The 16862-nt window shown below is 47.1% G+C and carries 15 protein-coding genes; 9 read left to right on the top strand and 6 right to left on the bottom strand.

What is annotated here, in order from left to right:
* Positions 1–14 precede the first annotated feature (14 nt).
* Both K4H25_RS01185 and K4H25_RS01180 read left to right on the top strand, forming a co-directional pair.
* The gene (locus K4H25_RS01185) at positions 15–1043 is read left to right on the top strand and encodes a class I SAM-dependent rRNA methyltransferase (RefSeq protein WP_255587891.1); all 1029 of its coding nucleotides are present in this window, start codon (positions 15–17) and stop codon (positions 1041–1043) included.
* A 251-nt stretch (positions 1044–1294) separates the two neighbouring features.
* A complete protein-coding gene (locus tag K4H25_RS01180) occupies positions 1295–2503 on the top strand; it encodes a Dol-P-Glc:Glc(2)Man(9)GlcNAc(2)-PP-Dol alpha-1,2-glucosyltransferase (protein WP_221021660.1) in 1209 nt (402 codons plus the stop codon).
* Positions 2504–2560: 57 nt separating this feature from the next.
* Here the strand turns inward: K4H25_RS01180 and K4H25_RS01175 are convergent, their stop codons facing one another.
* The gene (locus tag K4H25_RS01175) at positions 2561–3259 is read right to left on the bottom strand and encodes an HAD family hydrolase (protein WP_221021659.1); all 699 of its coding nucleotides are present in this window, start codon (positions 3257–3259) and stop codon (positions 2561–2563) included.
* Positions 3260–3451: 192 nt separating this feature from the next.
* Here K4H25_RS01175 and K4H25_RS01170 point away from each other — a divergent pair, with 192 nt between their 5' ends.
* The 3 genes from K4H25_RS01170 to K4H25_RS01160 all read left to right on the top strand — a co-directional run bounded on the left by K4H25_RS01170 (position 3452) and on the right by K4H25_RS01160 (position 6297).
* Positions 3452–4000 carry a YaeQ family protein gene (locus K4H25_RS01170; protein ID WP_173532684.1) on the top strand — a complete coding sequence of 183 codons (549 nt, stop codon included), beginning with the start codon at positions 3452–3454 and terminating at the stop codon, positions 3998–4000.
* 151 nt (positions 4001–4151) lie between these two features.
* Positions 4152–5510, top strand: a complete 1359-nt coding sequence (locus K4H25_RS01165; protein WP_221021658.1) for an EAL and HDOD domain-containing protein — start codon at positions 4152–4154, stop codon at positions 5508–5510.
* 97 nt (positions 5511–5607) lie between these two features.
* On the top strand, positions 5608–6297 hold the full coding sequence (locus K4H25_RS01160) for a MarC family protein (RefSeq protein ID WP_221021657.1): 690 nt from the start codon (positions 5608–5610) through the stop codon (positions 6295–6297).
* Between the two features lie 42 nt (positions 6298–6339).
* Here the strand turns inward: K4H25_RS01160 and K4H25_RS01155 are convergent, their stop codons facing one another.
* A complete protein-coding gene (locus K4H25_RS01155) occupies positions 6340–6927 on the bottom strand; it encodes a chemotaxis protein CheD (protein WP_221021656.1) in 588 nt (195 codons plus the stop codon).
* Between the two features lie 736 nt (positions 6928–7663).
* Between K4H25_RS01155 and K4H25_RS01150 the strand changes: the two genes are divergently transcribed.
* Together K4H25_RS01150 and proB are read left to right on the top strand one after the other, a co-directional pair.
* Positions 7664–7891, top strand: a complete 228-nt coding sequence (locus K4H25_RS01150) for a hypothetical protein (RefSeq protein ID WP_221021655.1) — start codon at positions 7664–7666, stop codon at positions 7889–7891.
* A 35-nt stretch (positions 7892–7926) separates the two neighbouring features.
* Positions 7927–9048 carry a glutamate 5-kinase gene (gene proB, locus K4H25_RS01145; protein WP_221021654.1) on the top strand — a complete coding sequence of 374 codons (1122 nt, stop codon included), beginning with the start codon at positions 7927–7929 and terminating at the stop codon, positions 9046–9048.
* 134 nt (positions 9049–9182) lie between these two features.
* On the opposite strand, the gene K4H25_RS01140 is transcribed toward proB, so the two are convergent.
* The 3 genes from K4H25_RS01140 to K4H25_RS01130 form a co-directional block, all read right to left on the bottom strand.
* On the bottom strand, positions 9183–10214 hold the full coding sequence (locus tag K4H25_RS01140; protein ID WP_221021653.1) for a YbaY family lipoprotein: 1032 nt from the start codon (positions 10212–10214) through the stop codon (positions 9183–9185).
* 98 nt (positions 10215–10312) lie between these two features.
* On the bottom strand, positions 10313–11287 hold the full coding sequence (locus K4H25_RS01135) for a hypothetical protein (protein WP_221021652.1): 975 nt from the start codon (positions 11285–11287) through the stop codon (positions 10313–10315).
* A gap of 62 nt (positions 11288–11349) precedes the next feature.
* Positions 11350–11928, bottom strand: coding sequence for a sugar O-acetyltransferase (locus K4H25_RS01130; protein ID WP_173532677.1), 579 nt, complete (start codon positions 11926–11928; stop codon positions 11350–11352).
* A gap of 113 nt (positions 11929–12041) precedes the next feature.
* On the opposite strand from K4H25_RS01130, the gene K4H25_RS01125 reads away from it, so the two are divergent.
* Positions 12042–13670 carry a methyl-accepting chemotaxis protein gene (locus K4H25_RS01125; RefSeq protein WP_221021651.1) on the top strand — a complete coding sequence of 543 codons (1629 nt, stop codon included), beginning with the start codon at positions 12042–12044 and terminating at the stop codon, positions 13668–13670.
* A 67-nt stretch (positions 13671–13737) separates the two neighbouring features.
* The gene (locus tag K4H25_RS01120; protein WP_221021650.1) at positions 13738–15492 is read left to right on the top strand and encodes an isomerizing glutamine--fructose-6-phosphate transaminase; all 1755 of its coding nucleotides are present in this window, start codon (positions 13738–13740) and stop codon (positions 15490–15492) included.
* Positions 15493–15531: 39 nt separating this feature from the next.
* On the opposite strand, the gene K4H25_RS01115 is transcribed toward K4H25_RS01120, so the two are convergent.
* Positions 15532–16431, bottom strand: coding sequence for a DMT family transporter (locus K4H25_RS01115; RefSeq protein WP_221021649.1), 900 nt, complete (start codon positions 16429–16431; stop codon positions 15532–15534).
* Between the last annotated feature and the right edge of the window lie 431 nt (positions 16432–16862).

The raw sequence follows: 16862 nt of genomic DNA, 5'->3' as shown, positions 1-16862 counted from the left end.
AATTGAGATAGACCATGACTGATACCATGCAAGAACCATTGTTTTCCTTATTGGATACGGCGTTAGCCAACCGCGCGGATTTAATTACGCAACTCGCCGCCGAGCAAACCAATACTTATCGCTTATTTCACGGCAGTATTGAAGGCGTACCTGGCTTAACCATTGATCGTTACAACGACTTAATCCTGATTCAAACCTTCCACCGCGCTTTGTCGATTGAACAATACGCTGAAATCGAAGCGTTTTATGCCCGCACTTACCCAGCTTGCGCCCTCGTGTATAACGATCGCAGCCACGGCAATTCGCGGGTGATGAATCGTCTGACCGAAGCCGAAGAAATCATCGCTTACGAGCCACGCATTGCTCAAGAACTGGGTGTGAATTACCGCATTCAAGGTCGCCACAACGGTCAAGATCCATGGTTATTTTTGGATTTACGCGCCGGCCGTCGTCGCGTGATGCAAGAAGCCGCAGGCAAATCCGTGCTCAATCTATTTGCCTACACCTGCGGCGTGGGTATTGCTGCCGCCAAAGCCGGTGCCCGCCATGTAGTGAATATTGATTTTGCTGAGTCGAGTTTATTGGTGGGTAAAGACAATGCCAAACTCAACGATTTGCCGATCCGCGTGCGCTTTGTGCAATCGGATGCTTTTGCGGCGTTGAATCAATTATCAGGTAAAGGTCAGGCGACAATGGTGCGCGGTAAACGCATGCCAACGTTCCCAAAACTGGAAAAACAGCAATTTGATTTGGTGATGCTCGATCCACCTCGCTTCTCGAAAAGCCCGTTTGGCGTGGTTGATTTGGTCAATGATTACGCCTCAGTGTTTAAGCCCGCGCTATTGTCGACCAACGAAGGCGGTACGCTGATTTGTTGCAATAACGTTGCGCAAGTGTCACGCGATGCTTGGCTCGATCAACTTGAGCGCTCGGCGACTAAAGCCGGCCGCCCAATCAGCAGCATGGAATGGATTAAGCCTGATAGCGATTTCCCAACATCAGATGGTCAGCACCCACTTAAAATCGCGCTATTGCGCGTTTAAATCGTCGTATCTGGCCTGCTTTGCAGGCCATTTTTTTAAGTGGTTGCTGAAAAGTAACGCCCTTTTTTGATTTAAGTCGAGTTATTGGTTTTTTTGATTTCTTTCATTTTCCATTGTGGCATAGTCAGCATAAATGACCCGCTACGAGGTCATCCCAATGGATGGAAGGAAACAATGCAAACTCTAATCTTCGGCATTTCATGCCAGATCATCATCACTCCTGCCCGCAATATCGGGATTTGGAGTCAATCATGAATAAAATTAATCACTACCTTAATGCAATTTTATTGCTCGGCTTAGTATTGATTGGCTGGATTTATTTTAAAACCGACCCGCTACGCGTTGACGAGCATACCAATTTATCGCAAATCGTGACTTATGCTTCAGGTCGATTGATTCATGACCCATTTTTAACCAGTGTTTCTGGTTATCATTATTTAATGTCTTGGATCGTTCGCTTGTTTAATTCAGATTCAACCGCCTTATTACGTGGTTTTAGTGCGGCGCTCGGTTTGGGGTGTATTGCCTTTTTTTATCAATCAAATCGCGTGTTGCAGCAAACAACGAGTGTTGAACGCGTGGTTCAATTTGCTGTTTTTCCGACGATTTTTCCGTTTTTCTTTTTGATTTATAACGATGTGGCGTCGCTATTTTTTATTCTAGCTGGCTTGTATTTATGTTTGCGGCAGCGTTATTTACTCGGCTGTTTTATTTTAATTTTGAGTATGGGAATACGGCAAAATAATGTGATTTGGCTGATTGCCATTCCCGCATTGTGCTGGCTGCAACAAACCCAATTTAGTGTTAATCGCGCTAATTTATTGGCTTTTGCTCGAAATTGCTGGCCGATTGGCTTGGGTTTATTGGTATTTATTATTTTTTTAGTGCTCAATAAAGGCGTGGCCGTGGGTGATCGCAGTATGCATCCACCCTTTGCTTTAAATAGTGGCAATGTGTTTTTTTTCTTATTTTGTTATTGCCTTATTTTCTTGCCGCTGGTGTTGTCTCGAACCCGTGACAATATCCGTTTTGCTTTGGCGCAGCATCATACCGGCTTGATGCTAGCCGTGTTGTTTGCGCTGTATTTATTCGCCTTTAATAATACGCACCCGTATAACAATGTGAATGAAGATTTATTTATTAGAAATTGGATATTAATGAAGATTTTTGCCAGTTTTCAGCTAAAAATCCTATTTTTTATTCCTGTTGTGCTCGCGATATTAGATTTGGCGCATAGCCTGCAGCAGCGGCCGATCTTGCTGCCGATTCTTGTCGCTAGCCTGCTATTTTTGATGCCTTCATGGCTGATTGAGCCGCGTTATTACATGATTAGCTTTGCCTTGATCATGCTGTTCCGACCTGATGGCCGGCTGGCGGTAGAAAAACTCACCAGCATGTATTGCGCACTGTTGTCGGTTTTGGTGCTGTATGCGACACATCAAAATATGTTATTCCTTTGATCTATTAGGCATGTCTTTGTATTGATTATTTCTTATGTCTTATATGGATATACCTCCTTAATTCAAAATCGAATCCGGCAAATCAAATGCATGCCGGATTCGTGCGCCGAGCTCTTCTGGCGTGCGTGAAATAATCACTTCGGGTACCGCGTATTTGAGCGTCAGCCGCTGTAGGTCTTCAAAGCCGTAGGACACCATAAAGGGATTCACGCCGGCCGCTTGCATGGCCAGATAATCTTTATGCTCGTCACCACAAGCAAAAGCGCGAGCGGGGTTGATGCCCAATTGGTTAAGCGCGGTGCTGAAATACACGTTTTTGGGCGTTTTTAACGCTATGCAGCTAAAAAAATCCAATTGCTGAATATCTAAATCATGCCGTGCAAACAGGCGAGCCAGAGTAATGGCGGGTTCGTGCGTGACGTTACGCGTCACTAGACCGACTTTAATGCCCGGCGTGGCGAGTAATTGCCGTAGCAAAGGGGCGATGCTGGGGTAGAGCATCGCTTGTTCGCGATAAATGTCGGTCAGGGTGGCGATGAGTTCTTTGCGATTGGAATTGCCGAGGCTTTTAGCCAGATTGCGCGGAAATTCTTTCAGCCCGCCCAAATATTTGAATAGATTGCGCCTTTTTTGAAAGCGTTCCAAATCGCCGATTTGCATGCCATGCAGGTTAAATGCAGTTTCTATGGCGCTAAATGCATCGATAATGGTGCCATCGGCGTCCAATAAGATAAGGCGATCGCGGCTGGCATACATAGGGGTTCCGATGCTGGAAATAATCTCTACGGTAGCCGCCAATTATTCAAATACGATGAATTGCTGGTTTTATGACCATAAAGAGACAAATTACGCAGAGCGAGCGCTTATGAACTGGGGCAGGCATTGTGTTGCTCACGCCGATTTGGACAGATTCCGTTACACTGTCGGCCTTCATAAGGACGACAATCAATGGCAATTAAATCAACGGTATTCAAGGCCGAGCTAAATATCACGGATATGGACCGTGGTTATTATCAAAGTCATGCGCTCACGATTGCGCGCCATCCTTCGGAAACGGACGAGCGCATGATGTTACGCTTGGTGGCTTTTGCGCGGCATGCGAGTGAATCGTTGGAATTAACTCGTGGCTTATCGGCCGATGATGAGCCTGATGTTTGGCAAAAAGATTTAACCGGCGCGATTGAAACTTGGATTGAGCTGGGTTTACCCGATGAAAAACGCATTAAAAAAGGCTGCGGTCGCGCCAATGAAGTGTGGATTTATGCCTACGGCGGGCGAGTGGTCGATATTTGGTGGGATGGCATTAAAAATGCATTAACGCGCTTTGATCATTTAAATGTAGTGAGCATTCCAAGCGATACCTTGGCCGAGTTAACCCAAATGACGGCGCGCACGATGCAGTTGCAGTGCACCATTCAAGATGGCCAATTGTGGATGTCGGATGCCAACCACAATGTGCTAGTTGAAGTCACTACACTCCAATCTGCGGCAGTATAGGTTTGTAGGCTTTTTATTTTATTTTGTAGCGAGATATACCCACTATTTATCTGGTGATAAGTGGGACTGACTAAAATTGCAATGCGCTGGCTTTATTCTATGGTGCATTGCGGTTTCAATTTCTATAATCAATGGCCACCTTGAGGTTGCCATGATGCCACTCTTTTTTCATCATCTGTTTCAAAGCGCCAAAGTGGAATCAGACTTGGCGGCGTTTGAACGTCTTAATGCTTTATCTCCTCGCATCAGCATGATTGAGGAGTCCGTGCCACATCCGGAAGAAAAAACCATTATTTGTCGTGAAAGCATCGTGAATCGACAAGAGCGAGTGGTGGGGCATGAATTCATGCTGAAAAAAAACATCACCGAGCGCGTACATACGGGGCACGCAATGCGGCGTTTATACGATCAAGCATTGCTTAGTCAGCTACTGAATCTGCCATTACTGCAATTATTAGGCCATCGTTTTGCTGTGGTGCATTTTGAATCGTCACACATTCTAGAAACCCAATTTGCCAATCTACACGGCCAGCATTGCGTGTTTGTGCTGCGTTTTGGCGATGAACCGGTAACGGATGCCATCTGCCAACATGTGATTGCTTGGCGAAAAATGGGGTTTATGTTTGGGATTTTGGCGCATGAATGCATGAATCCAAATATGGATGCATTGATGGCAGATATTGACCTGTTAGTGCTGGATTTAAATGAAGCTTGGGTCTTTTCACCCGATATTGTCGCTAAAGTGATGGCGCAAACGCACTGGCCTTTATTGGCTTGCCATATTGATTCGTATGAAGCCTTTGATTGCGTTTGGGAATCGACGCTGTATGCCGAGCGTGTGATGTTTTTTCAAGGCCCTTTTATCAGCGCTCGCGATGCTTGGGGGGTGAATCCCATCGCCGCTTTGCGAGGGCAAGTTCAATGTTTGCTGGATCTGATTGAGCAAGAAGCCAATACCTTAGTGTTGCTTGAGGCGCTGAAAGCGGATCCAGTCTTGTTGTATAAGCTACTGCGGATGGCCAAAACGCAAATATCAGATGAAATTGGCAGCGTTGAACAAGCATTATTGCTGATTGGACGTGGCGCTTTGCATCGATGGTTATTGTTTATGTTGCATAGTCAAAGCGATGCGGTGGGATGTGATTTGCGGCCACGACAAGCGGCATTACGCCGTGGCCGTTTTATGCAAAATCTGGCTGAGCATCAGCTAGACAACACGCAATGCCAGCAAATCTTTTTAACCGGCGTGCTTTCGCAAATGGAAGAAGTCTTGCAGCAAACATTGATTGAATTATTAAAGGCGCTGAATGCGCCAAGTGCCATCAATGCCGCATTGTTGAATCGCTCAGGGCCTTACTTTGCCTACTTACAACTGGCTTCTGCCGCCGAGTCTCAACAGTTTCATACGGTGGGCCTACTGTGTAAGGCGCTGGATTTATCCCCGCATACAGTAAAAAATTGCCAGCATGAGGCCACCGTTTGGGCGCAACAAATTCAGGCAAGAAACTGATACAGATCAGTGATCCGCAGATGCACAAGATGCTCGCTATCCTTTCAGTGCTTGAAGCACTAAGATAAAGCACCTTTTAAGCCACAGTCTAATCATTATGTTGCCTTATCTATCTTCATTTTTTGGTAGTTTATTGCTGGTTTTTGCCGCTTTAATGCCAATTTTAAATCCGCCCGGTCATGCGCCGATTTTCTTGGTATTAACCGAGGGCTATACTAAAGACGAACGTATTATTCTGGCCAAGCGAGTGGGCGTTTATAGCTTTATTTTGCTGGTGTTTAGTATGTTTATCGGCATTTATGTGCTGGAATTTTTTGGGGTTTCTTTACCCATTGTGCGGGTGGGTGGCGGCTTATTGGTCGCAACTGCAGGTTGGCAATTAATGTCGGCCGATACGCATGCGCCCAATGCGGTTTCTACACTCGATGGCAATCGACCAAGCTCTGAAGAATTACGCCAAAGAGCATTTTTCCCGCTCACGTTTCCAATTACCGTTGGACCAGGCTCAATTACCGTCGCCATTACGCTGGGGGCGAGCTTTAAATCATCGGGTATTGAAACCTTTACTATGCCGATTGCCAGCGTGATTGCTGTGGCGATTACGTCATATTCGGTGTATTGGTGTTATCGCTACGCCGATAAATTATTGAAATGGGTAGGGGCAACTGGGTCGGTGATTTTTCTTCGACTTTCGGCGTTTATTTTGTTTTGTCTGGGGATTCAGATTTTTTGGACCGGTGCAACCGATTTGATGGGCGCTTTTGTAGAATTACATTGGCCACGATAATTTGACGTAAAAATCGATGCCAACAGCAGCGCCAGCCAATGATTACCAGTAATCAATTTTACGATGATTGAGAGATTGGATTAGCTTAGTTTTATAATTTTCTTCTTCTTGAATTAGTTGTTGTTTTTGGATTTGTTGCGGTTGAATTTGCCGGCATAGCACTTCGCCAGAAGTCGGATTTAAAACGATTTTTCTGGCGCAATTGCCACCCAAATCGCTGGCCAATAATGGAATTCCTTCGGCACTGAGCCATTGGTGAGTAAATTCAATATTGGTCTCACCAATGGTTTTTTTCCCCGCGCTGGGTACTAAATTCCCCCCCCCAAAGGCCTTTGCTTGCAAACGGCCTTTTTTTGCGCCTTGTTTTAGTAAGGCATTCACCAATAGCTCCATTGATGCCATTCCGGAATGCAATGACTCCACATCTTGCCCCGCGCGAGCGCCAAAATTAGGCAGCATAAAATGATTCATGCCGGCGATTTTGAGTTGCGGATCAAATAAACACACCGAAATACATGAACCCAATAAAGTCATGATGGGTTTATGCTTTTCTACTGCAATGTCGCCAGAATGAATGTGCAGCGCATGTCGCTCCAGTTGTTTCATGGCATTGGTCTCTGGCGGCGACATCGCTCGCTGCTGCGTTAGTAGCGTTTTCAAAATAAAGCACTACTAAAGTCAGTTGCTTGTTGCGCGGTCATTGGCTATTTCCTATTGCATTAGTGAGTTGAGCTCAATATCAATCTCTGTGAATGTCATTCATTCAAGCAAATTCATACTCTGTATTAGCCGGACTTAATTCATCTCCTCCTTGCTATCAAATCAGCATAGCTCAAATTTCATCACGATTAATCCCAATGTAATTGGCATAAAAATACGCTGGCTATGTATCTCTACCAAGGCATTGCTGTATCAAGGGCGGTAAGAAAATACCCTGTGGGTAATTATTTTTTTGTGGAATTATCGTGGATATATTGGGGATAACTAGGTGAATCACGCGTGGGTTTGCTGGGCATGATTTGGGTGTAAGCGATTATTTGTAGCAGGGGCTTAAATTCATCACCAAAAACAAGACCCTCATTTTTCGTGTATATACCGAATTCATCATTTGGCTAAGCATTTGTAAGTTATACACAATAAGCACTTATCCACAGCTCAATCGAGCCCTTATTTATTACTACTAATTTAAAATAAAAACCAATAAGACAAAGCTTTTTTCTTGAAAAAATCTGTGGATAAGTCGCTAAAACCCTGCTGACTAAACCCAAGAAAGTGTCTAAAAAAGCTAGGCTTTACCGGCAAATTGCGCCAAAATTGAACCCCGCTGGAATGCGCTCAACAGCGCAATGGCGATAAGGAGCTGAACGTGGAAGTGAATATTTTTAAAAGCATGAGCAACCCGAGTAAGTGCCTCGTTTTGCCAGTCGATATCGATGTCGATCAAAGCCAATTGCCGATTGATGACAAAGACTATGAAAAAGTCTATTTCCTACGTACCCGCACAATCAGCATTGGCAACGACAATGTGAGTTTTGATCCGGCAACGGCGTTAGCGGCATTGCACCACCAAGGCTTTTATTTATTTCAGCTGTAATACAGCGTTAATGCGCTGCGCAAGGATAGTTATTTATGCAAACGTCAATTTTGGCTAAAGCTCAGCGAATTGTGATTAAAGTCGGCTCTAGCCTAGTGACCAATGAAGGCAAAGGTTTAGATCACGCCGCACTAGCACGCTGGGCTGAAGAAATTGCTCAACTGACTCGACTAGGCAAACAAGTTGTTTTAGTTTCTTCAGGCGCTATTGCCGAAGGCATTGCTCGACTGGGTTGGACGCAAAAACCCAGCGCAGTGCATGAAAAACAAGCGGCTGCTGCAGTAGGACAATTGGGCTTATGCCATGCCTATGAAAGTGCATTTCGCCAACACGGTTTAATGTGCGCGCAAGTACTGCTTACGCATGAAGACTTATCTGATCGCACGCGTTATCTCAATGCTCGCTCAACTTTGCTGACCTTATTGCAATTGGGTGTGATTCCCATCATTAATGAAAACGACAGCGTAGTGACTGCTGAGATTAAATTTGGCGATAACGATACGCTCGGCGCTTTGGTAACCAACCTGATCGAAGGCGATGCCTTAGTCATTTTGACTGACCAAACTGGGCTGTATACTGCCGACCCACGTAGCAACCCGAGTGCCACCTTGGTACAAACCGGTGTAGCGGGTGATGCTAGCTTGGAAGCTATGGCCGGTGGCGCAGGTTCTAGCGTGGGTACGGGGGGTATGTATACCAAAATCATCGCCGCCAAACGTGCGGCCCGTAGCGGGGCAGCAACCATCATTGCTTGTGGTCGTGAAGAACAGGTACTCACTCGTTTAGCCAGTGGCGAGATGATCGGCACGCAATTGAGCTCAGTCACTTGTGCATTGGCCGCCAAAAAACAATGGATTGCCGACCATTTGCAACTCAAAGGCAGCGTAACGCTCGATGCGGGGGCTGTTCGGGCTTTAACGCAGTCGGGTTCCAGCTTATTACCGATTGGGGTCGTGGCGGTTGAAGGCGAATTTTTACGCGGTGAAGTGGTGCGTTGTTTAAATCCCGAAGGGATTGAAGTGGCCCGTGGCTTAATCAATTACAGCTCGCAAGAAACGCAGCGGATTTTACGTCAGCCAACTGGGCAAATTGAAGCTGTTTTGGGCTATATCGACGAAGCTGAGCTGATTCATCGCGATAATTTAGTACTGTGCTAAACCGGTGTTGCTCACTCAGCGAGTGAGCAACAAACCAGTGTAAGTCTGAGACAATAAAAATGCCGCTCTACGATAATAGGGCGGCATGGGTATATGAATGTAGCTTTTAATTTGTATAGCCTAGATGGCTATACCTAGATTGCTTTAAGCATAATGCTGGTTTCGCGTGGCGCGCCCTGCGTGAGTACTGGCGTTTGAGTGTCGCTAATTTTAATCAGCTTACCATCTTGCTCTAAACGCGCACTAATGCTGTAACGATGCTTAGGGTTAATCGCTTCTGGGGCAAATTTCAGCGTTACCGTCGGTGGCGTGCCTTGCGTTAAAGTGATTACTTTTTTCGCAATCAATTCAGATGCCACATCCATTTTGGACACATCGCGTAATTCAACGGTGAGCACCGCGCCTGGATAAAGCCGACGATCCAGCCACATGACTTTAGCGCTCACGCTCTCAATCGCTTTGTTTTTCACAATCCCATACATTGAAAATGCTTGTTTCACTTCGGCAGGCGTCATTTGCAAAGCGATAAATTCTTTGCCATTTTTGCTGGCCGGATTAAATGGATTATTACTTGGCAATTGCGCTAAATAAACGCGCTGACCATCATCGCCAAGTACCAATCCCGGTGGTGGGTTTTTCTCGAGTTGGGTCCATGCTGATTTTGGAAAAACTAGAATATCGAGCAAAGGATAATGCTCTGAATCATTGCCGCCACGAAAACGATATTCAAACTGCTGTAATGCCGTTTCGCCATAAAATGGAATCTCACTGCCTGATTTCACGTCTACTTGCACATTATTGGCCGTCCAACGTTCTGGCGGAATAAAAATCAAGCCAGATGCGGCGTCGCGAATCGGGTTGAGCGGTTCATCAGCAGAGATCAAGGTGCAATTATTGGCCACAATCACCTCATCGACTTCCAAAAAGCCACCTTGGCCTTTTAACCACACGGTGGTGCTACCGTCGCTGTATTTGGCGCCAGACGCCGAAATAACATGGGGTAGTTTTTGGAACGTCCAACCACTAAGTAATTCAAGCGAGTCAGGTGTCGTCATTCTGATTGTAAATGATTGGCCTTCATCACATTGATAGCGCTGTAATGGCGCATCGCTGGCGGCCATTGTGAGTGAGCTGGCAAAAAGTAGAGGAAAAATAAAGGCTTTCATGGCTTGCTCATGTCATATCTTGAGCTGATATTGTGGTCATAAACTGACGAACAATAAAGGTGAAAATTCCCTTTGTTCGTCAGTTTGTATTCAAGGTCTCAAAAGATGACTTGCTCAGGAAATCCATGTTTCTCACTAGGTGCTTGCATTAACTGGCGCGGAACCGCCATTAAAATAATTAATTTTTCAATCGGATGCTCGCGTTGCAAAATGAGCTCGGGCAAGGTGATGCGCTGATTATCGCTGCTTTCACTATCGATAATGCCCATTCGATCAACGTTACAGTGGCGAACCTCGAGTCGCAAAATATCGGGAGTTGCCGCCAATTCAGTAATCAGTTGCTCGCACAAAGCATCGGGATTGAGCTGTTGATGAATGGTTTGCAATTGGGCGGTGAGATTTTTAATTCGAGTTTGTTGTTCAATTTGTTCTGGGCTGGGGGTCATGCTGTTTGAATTTTGCATTCTCAGCATGGTGCGGGCATTGACCAGCGTGCTTTCGAGCTGCTTTTTTTTATTCTCAACATTGGCGATAGCCAGCTGGGCTTGAATTGCCACTGTATCTAAAATTCGCTCGGTGCCAAGCTGGACTAATGCATCGGGTGATTGAGCGGGTTGACCAAGCTGGTAATTAGAAAAAATCAGTAATTTTTGCGGTACGTCTTGGCGAATTTGCCCTGCGTGCTCACTCATGCCAAAGCGTACTTTTTCTTGGGCATCGGCAATGAGTCCTACATAAGCGATGTCGGCCAGTGGCCATGCGGCAAACCATGCTTGTAAGCCGGGGTCGCGCCCGACGACTTCGCTCATTCGGTCTGGCGTCGCAAAGAGCAGCTGCAAAGTACGGTCTTTGCGCCAGGTTTCGTTATTGAGCTCAATCGGCGCAGGTAGTTGAGTGGCTAAAGCGTTGGCGTGATTGTGTGCCCAGCTCATATAAGGAGCTAATCGGGTTAGGTAATTGCGTGCCAAACGAATGTGCGGATGGGCAATATCGACTAAACGTTCGATGGTTGCTTCATCATCCGCACTGAGTTTGGGTTTGGCGGTAAACCAAGATCGTATCGTGCTCCACATTGTACTGACTCTGTTCTGTTAAGAATGAATGAATACAAATATACGCTGAAGACGCTCCAAAGTTATGGATTTAGCGCATATAAAGTGCTTTCATCCGGTGGTGTTAATTCACGAATCACGCGCGCGGGATTGCCGCCAACCAAGACGCAAGGCGGTACGTCGCGAGTGACAATACTGCCAGCGCCAATCACGCTATGGTCACCAATCGTTACGCCGCCACAAATAATGGCGCCAGCCCCAATCCAGACATTATTTCCGATGGTAATGCCTTTGGCACAATAAGCCCATTTTTGGCGTTCCGTCGGGTCGACTGGATGCGTTCCGGTTTGAATTTGTACATTGGGCGCGATGATGGTGTGGTGGCCAATCGTAATCGGTGCGCCCGGCGCGGCAGCGATTTGTGCGTTGTAATTAATAAACACTTTTCGCGAGAGTTTGATTAAGTGCCCGCGAGCAATCGCTAAAGGTGGCGAAATAATCACTTCATCGGCTTGAGCAAACAGCGCTTTGAGGAGTTCTGGTCGCTCATGCTGGGCTTCTGGCGGTAAATGATTAAAGCGCTGCAGTAATTCACCTTCTCTTTGCCAGTGGGTTTCAGTACCTAAGTCGCTAAAGGGAAAACAAACAAGATCATGATTCATACATCACCTAGTGACAATCAGTCGTTGATAATATGCGTGAACAAAGCTTACGGTATATTATAAGGAAAATGACGGTGTGAATAATGCCAATAATTAGAAAATAAAGGGTGGGTATGAACAATTGGGGCGTAAAAACACGGCTTCTGGCTGGGTTTGGGGTAGTTTTATTGTTGCTGGCGATTGTTGCGATTGTGGCTTTATTGAGTCTGTCACAGCTGCGAGGCAAGGTCAGCGAGCTAGTGGATGAGCGTTATCCTACGGTGGTGAAGTCCAATCAGTTGATTGCCATTGCTTACCAAACCGATTTAACGCTACGTAATGCTGCTTTAGCCGAAACCACGGGTGATACCGATGCGATTCTGACAAAATTGGAGTCAGAAGCTAGCGCTGAAGAAAATCAAATCAGCGCGCTTAAAACCCTGATTGGTGGTGATACTCAGGCCCAAGCCTTACTCGCAGAAGTAGTGGCAAGCAATGCCGCAATGGATTTACAAAAAACTAAATTGGCGACCTTATTAAGACTCGATCGCACCACGGGCGGGCATTTTATTACCACTGAATATGCCAAAGTTAGTAATGCTTATCGGGATGCTTTGCTTAAATTGGCCGCATATCAAAGCCGCGTAATGGATGAAGATAAAACCACGGTACAAAATAGCGTCAGCACTGCGGTTAATAGCATTTTATTGGTGAGCGTATTGGCGATTTTGCTGGGTTTAGTATTGGCTTGGTTGATTGGCTCGAAAGTGATTACCGCTTTGGAGTCTGCCAGCCGGGTTGCCAGCAAAATTGCCAGTGGCGATTTAAGTCATGATTGGCGTGGCACGCAGTTTGCGAGTGATGAATTGGGTCAATTACAACGCGCTTTGCAAACGATGCAAGAAAAACTGGTGCAGATTATTCGTCAGATTCAAAGCAATGCAACAGAAGTCACGCAAGCCGCGCGGACCTTATCGGTAGCGTCACAGCAAATTACTTCCGGCTCTGATTTGCAATCGTCTTCAGCCAGCTCAATGGCCGCTGCGGTGGAAGAGATGAGCACCAGCATGGATCAAGTGGCTGACAATACTAATGATGTTGAGCAAAAAGCGCGTGGGGCTGGTGAATTAGCCAACGAAGGCAGCAAAGATGTTTCGGCGGCAGCGTTGGAAATGCAGGCAATCTCGGGTGAAGTTCTGGGCGCATCCGCACAAATTACTGAGTTGGGGCGAAATATCAATGAAATCGGCACGATTGTGGTGGTGATTAAAGATGTTGCCGATCAAACCAATTTATTGGCCCTGAATGCGGCGATTGAAGCCGCCCGTGCCGGGGATATGGGGCGTGGCTTTGCCGTGGTGGCCGATGAAGTGCGCAAGCTCGCTGAGCGCACCGCGCAATCAGCGAGTCAAATCACCAAGATGGTGAGCAATATTCAAAGCAGTGCACAAGATGCAGTAACCCGCATGAGTAGCGGTAGCCAGCGGGTTGGTGATGGTTTGCAATTAACCACCCAAGCGAGCGAAAGTATTGGCCGTATTAATCAGCGCAGCGGTGAGGTGGTGCATTCAGTGCATGAAATCAGCGAACAAATGCAAGAACAACGCTCAGCTGCGCGTGATATTGCCGTTAATGTTGAACGGATTGCAGCGATGGCTGAAGAGAACTCGGTGGCAGTACGCAATATGGGCGAGTCGATTGGACAGCTTGAATCCATGGCTGATCAACTTACCGCGACGGTGCAACGCTTTAAAATGGCTTAATCCAAGGTAATTGGTGATTTTAAGCCCAACTCAATGCAGTGCTGTTTGCTCTTCTATAAGGTGAAATATGTCTGAATTGATTGCCTATATTGCGCCACAAAATGTGTTGCCTGCATTGTCCGACTGTATTTTGATTTTAAATAGCAGCAATACGCATTTGAATTTGGTGCTAGAGGCGCAAGCAAGCAGCAAGCAAAAGCGTTGGGTCTTGCCGCAGCCAGTGCAGCGATTATCGCTCGGTAGTGAAACATGCCACTGGCTGATTGCGAGTTTGCACCATGAGCCGCAGCCATTAACACCGACCAATCGGGCCGGTTTACAGATTCAGGCAATGGGCCATTGTCTGAATCATCAGGATTTAGCGCACAGTCTTAATTTGGGCGATGCGTGTAGTTTAAACGAGTTGATTGCGGCAATTTTGCAACGGCAAATCGATGACGGCGCGAATTTGACTGAGGCGATGCTGATTGCCAATGCGCAACTCAAAGGCCAAATTAGCTATCTGTGCCATCAACAAAGCCAAGCGCAGTTTATTTTGGCCAGTTGCTTAGGCTTGCCTTTATTTGTTGGGCTTGAATCGGGTTTGCGGCAAATTTGTTGCAGTAGTTTACGGCTGATACGCCAACGCGCTAATCAGGTGTATGCGATGAAAGACGGCGATATTGTTCGTTTTGGGCTAGATACCCCTCTGTTGATTTTAGGGGATGGTCTTGAGCAAGTGCTAGAGATGCCGGCCGTGACCAAGAATCAAAGCGTGCCGCACTTTATGCTGGAAGAGATTGAAGCTCAGCCAGAAACGCTGGCGATTTTAGTGCAAAAATACAAGGAGGGTTACGTCCTGCCTTTGGCGCTGCGCGCCAAATTATCTGGCATTCGCAGCGTGACCTTATTAGCCTGTGGCTCGAGCTATCACGCCGCCTTGGTGGCGCGGTATTGGTTTGAAACCTTGGCCGGTGTGTCAGTGCAAGTGGGTTTAAGTAGCGAATATTGTGATCGCGATGTGCATGTGGGTGACCATGATTTAATGATTGCGATTTCGCAATCGGGCGAAACCACCGATACCATTGCGGCGTTAAAACACGCGCAAGCATCAGGCCGGCCGCGCACGGTGGCCTTGACCAATTCTCCCGGCAGTACGCTGACCACCTTGGTTGACCATCATTTGCTCACGCACAGTGGTGCCGAGCAATCGGTGAGCGCAACCAAATCACTCACCGCCCAAATCTTGCTGCTATTTATGCTGGCCGATGCGCTAGGTCAGGCGCGTGGGCATATCAGTGCCGAGCAAGTAGCAAGTCATGATGAAGAGATGTTGCTCTTGCCCAATGTGGTGGCGCAAACCTTGCTGCTTAATAAAGAAATTCGCCGCTGGGCGAATGCTTTGCATCGCAAAAATAATTTATTTGTGATCGGTCGCCATACGCATTATCCGGTGGCGATGGAGGGCGCGTTTAAGCTTAGAGAGGTTGCTTATCAGCATGCCGAGGCTTTCCCCGCTGGTGAGTTAAAGCACGGGCCAATTACCTTGGTGAATGATGACTTGCCGGTGATTGTTTGCTTGCCGTGGAATCAACAAGCGCAAAAAATGCTCGATGATTTAAAAGCCATTCGCGCCAATCATGGCGAGATTTTTATTTTGTCTAACGGCAATATTGCGTCGGTTGAAGGCACGAGTGTGATTCGGATGCCAAGTGGTTTAACCCATTTGAGTCCGATTATTTATATTGTTGCGCTGCAAATGCTGGCGTATTACTGCGCTGTTCTCAGTGGCAATGCCATCGATACGCCACGCAATTTGGCTAAAGTGACAATGGACTTTTAATAAACCCATCCCCAGACGGCTTGGCCATCTGGGGATGGTTTATTTTTTGCTGACCATCCAAACGCCACTGAGCACAATGGCTGCACCGAGCCATTGCACGGCGCTGAGGCGCTCATTCAAAATCCCCATACTCATAATAATCGACAGCACCGGGCCAAAGCTGCCAATTACTGCGGTGCGCCCAGCGCCGATGCGTTTCATGGCATTGGTCATGGCATACACCGGCAAGACGGTAGAGAAAATCGCAATCGTCAGTGCATAGGCCCAAACCGGCCACGGCTGATCCACGCTGCTCAGTGGATGACTGATTAACCAATGCACTAAAATCCCTAAGCCCGACACCGTGAGCGCCAATTCAGTAAAGCGCATTGAACCCACGCGCTCGATCACCGCTGGGCTCCACGCCATATACAGCGAAAAAGCCAAAGTACTGGCCACCACAAAACCAATGCCAACCCAATCGGCGTGGGCATTCATGAGCTCCGGCGCTAATACCAAAACCATGCCCAGATAAGTTAACGGTAGTGCGCGTTTGATTTTCGGGGGAATTGGCTTGCCGCTAAACCAAGACACCAGCAACACGGTAAATGTGGGGTACAGGCATAAAATGAGGCGCTCCAAACTGGCGCTGACGGTTTCAAGGCCAATGAAATCGAGCACGCTGGCTAAGTAATAACCCAGTAAACCTAGACCAAAGAGTTTGACCTTATCTAAAGGCGCGATGGGTGTTTCTGGCTCATCGCTACTGGCGTGCAGTCGCCACAATCTCACCATCCACAGTAAAGCAATCGCAAACATCAGCCGCAGCATGACCAGTGTGACGGCATCGACGCCATAAGGATAAACCAGCTTAATAAACACGCCTTTCATGGCAAAGCCGGTGGCGGCAAAAACGGCTAAGAAAACCCCGATACGAGTCGATTGGGTTGAATTGGGCATAGCTTCATCCTTGATGGGCGGAAATACCGGCTTAGGATCGCTATTGCCGGATCAATTACCCGTGGTCTTTACGTCGTTCCGACGCTGCTGAGCATCGTGCGAATCAGCGCTCAGTGACTTGAAAATGATTGCGTTGGTGCAGCATGAGAGGGTTTTTGCTGCTTTGCATCACGCCTTATGATGCTTTCAGGATCATTGTCGCGTCAACCCTATAGGGTCTGTTGACGCTTGGTTTTCCGCCGCGCTGGATCGATTTTCGCGGCGAATCAAGGCGTAGTAAGCGATGCATAGTCATTCTATGCGAGCTTGCTACAACACAGAGTCGCCGCGAAAAGCGCCCAGCCCGCAGGGTTTGGCGGATTTTGGCCTGATGCTGCGTTACAAAGCGCTGGCGTAGAATGCTACGCTACGCGCTTCGTGCCTTGCCTCAG

This window comes from Deefgea piscis, assembly GCF_019665785.1.
GTDB lineage: Bacteria > Pseudomonadota > Gammaproteobacteria > Burkholderiales > Chitinibacteraceae > Deefgea.
Note: the sequence above shows the minus strand (reverse complement) of the source record. Positions and strands in the feature narration are given on the sequence as shown.

Coding starts and splice junctions, on each gene's coding strand:
- K4H25_RS01180 (WP_221021660.1), top strand. CDS start 1,295: ATGAATAAAATTAATCACTACCTTAATGCAATTTTATTGCTCGGCTTA.
- K4H25_RS01185 (WP_255587891.1), top strand. CDS start 15: ATGACTGATACCATGCAAGAACCATTGTTTTCCTTATTGGATACGGCG.
- K4H25_RS01155 (WP_221021656.1), bottom strand. CDS start 6,927: ATGTCGCCGCCAGAGACCAATGCCATGAAACAACTGGAGCGACATGCG.
- K4H25_RS01120 (WP_221021650.1), top strand. CDS start 13,738: ATGTCTGAATTGATTGCCTATATTGCGCCACAAAATGTGTTGCCTGCA.
- K4H25_RS01135 (WP_221021652.1), bottom strand. CDS start 11,287: ATGTGGAGCACGATACGATCTTGGTTTACCGCCAAACCCAAACTCAGT.
- K4H25_RS01170 (WP_173532684.1), top strand. CDS start 3,452: ATGGCAATTAAATCAACGGTATTCAAGGCCGAGCTAAATATCACGGAT.
- K4H25_RS01125 (WP_221021651.1), top strand. CDS start 12,042: ATGAACAATTGGGGCGTAAAAACACGGCTTCTGGCTGGGTTTGGGGTA.
- K4H25_RS01165 (WP_221021658.1), top strand. CDS start 4,152: ATGATGCCACTCTTTTTTCATCATCTGTTTCAAAGCGCCAAAGTGGAA.
- K4H25_RS01115 (WP_221021649.1), bottom strand. CDS start 16,431: ATGCCCAATTCAACCCAATCGACTCGTATCGGGGTTTTCTTAGCCGTT.
- K4H25_RS01130 (WP_173532677.1), bottom strand. CDS start 11,928: ATGAATCATGATCTTGTTTGTTTTCCCTTTAGCGACTTAGGTACTGAA.
- K4H25_RS01175 (WP_221021659.1), bottom strand. CDS start 3,259: ATGTATGCCAGCCGCGATCGCCTTATCTTATTGGACGCCGATGGCACC.
- K4H25_RS01140 (WP_221021653.1), bottom strand. CDS start 10,214: ATGAAAGCCTTTATTTTTCCTCTACTTTTTGCCAGCTCACTCACAATG.
- proB (WP_221021654.1), top strand. CDS start 7,927: ATGCAAACGTCAATTTTGGCTAAAGCTCAGCGAATTGTGATTAAAGTC.
- K4H25_RS01160 (WP_221021657.1), top strand. CDS start 5,608: ATGTTGCCTTATCTATCTTCATTTTTTGGTAGTTTATTGCTGGTTTTT.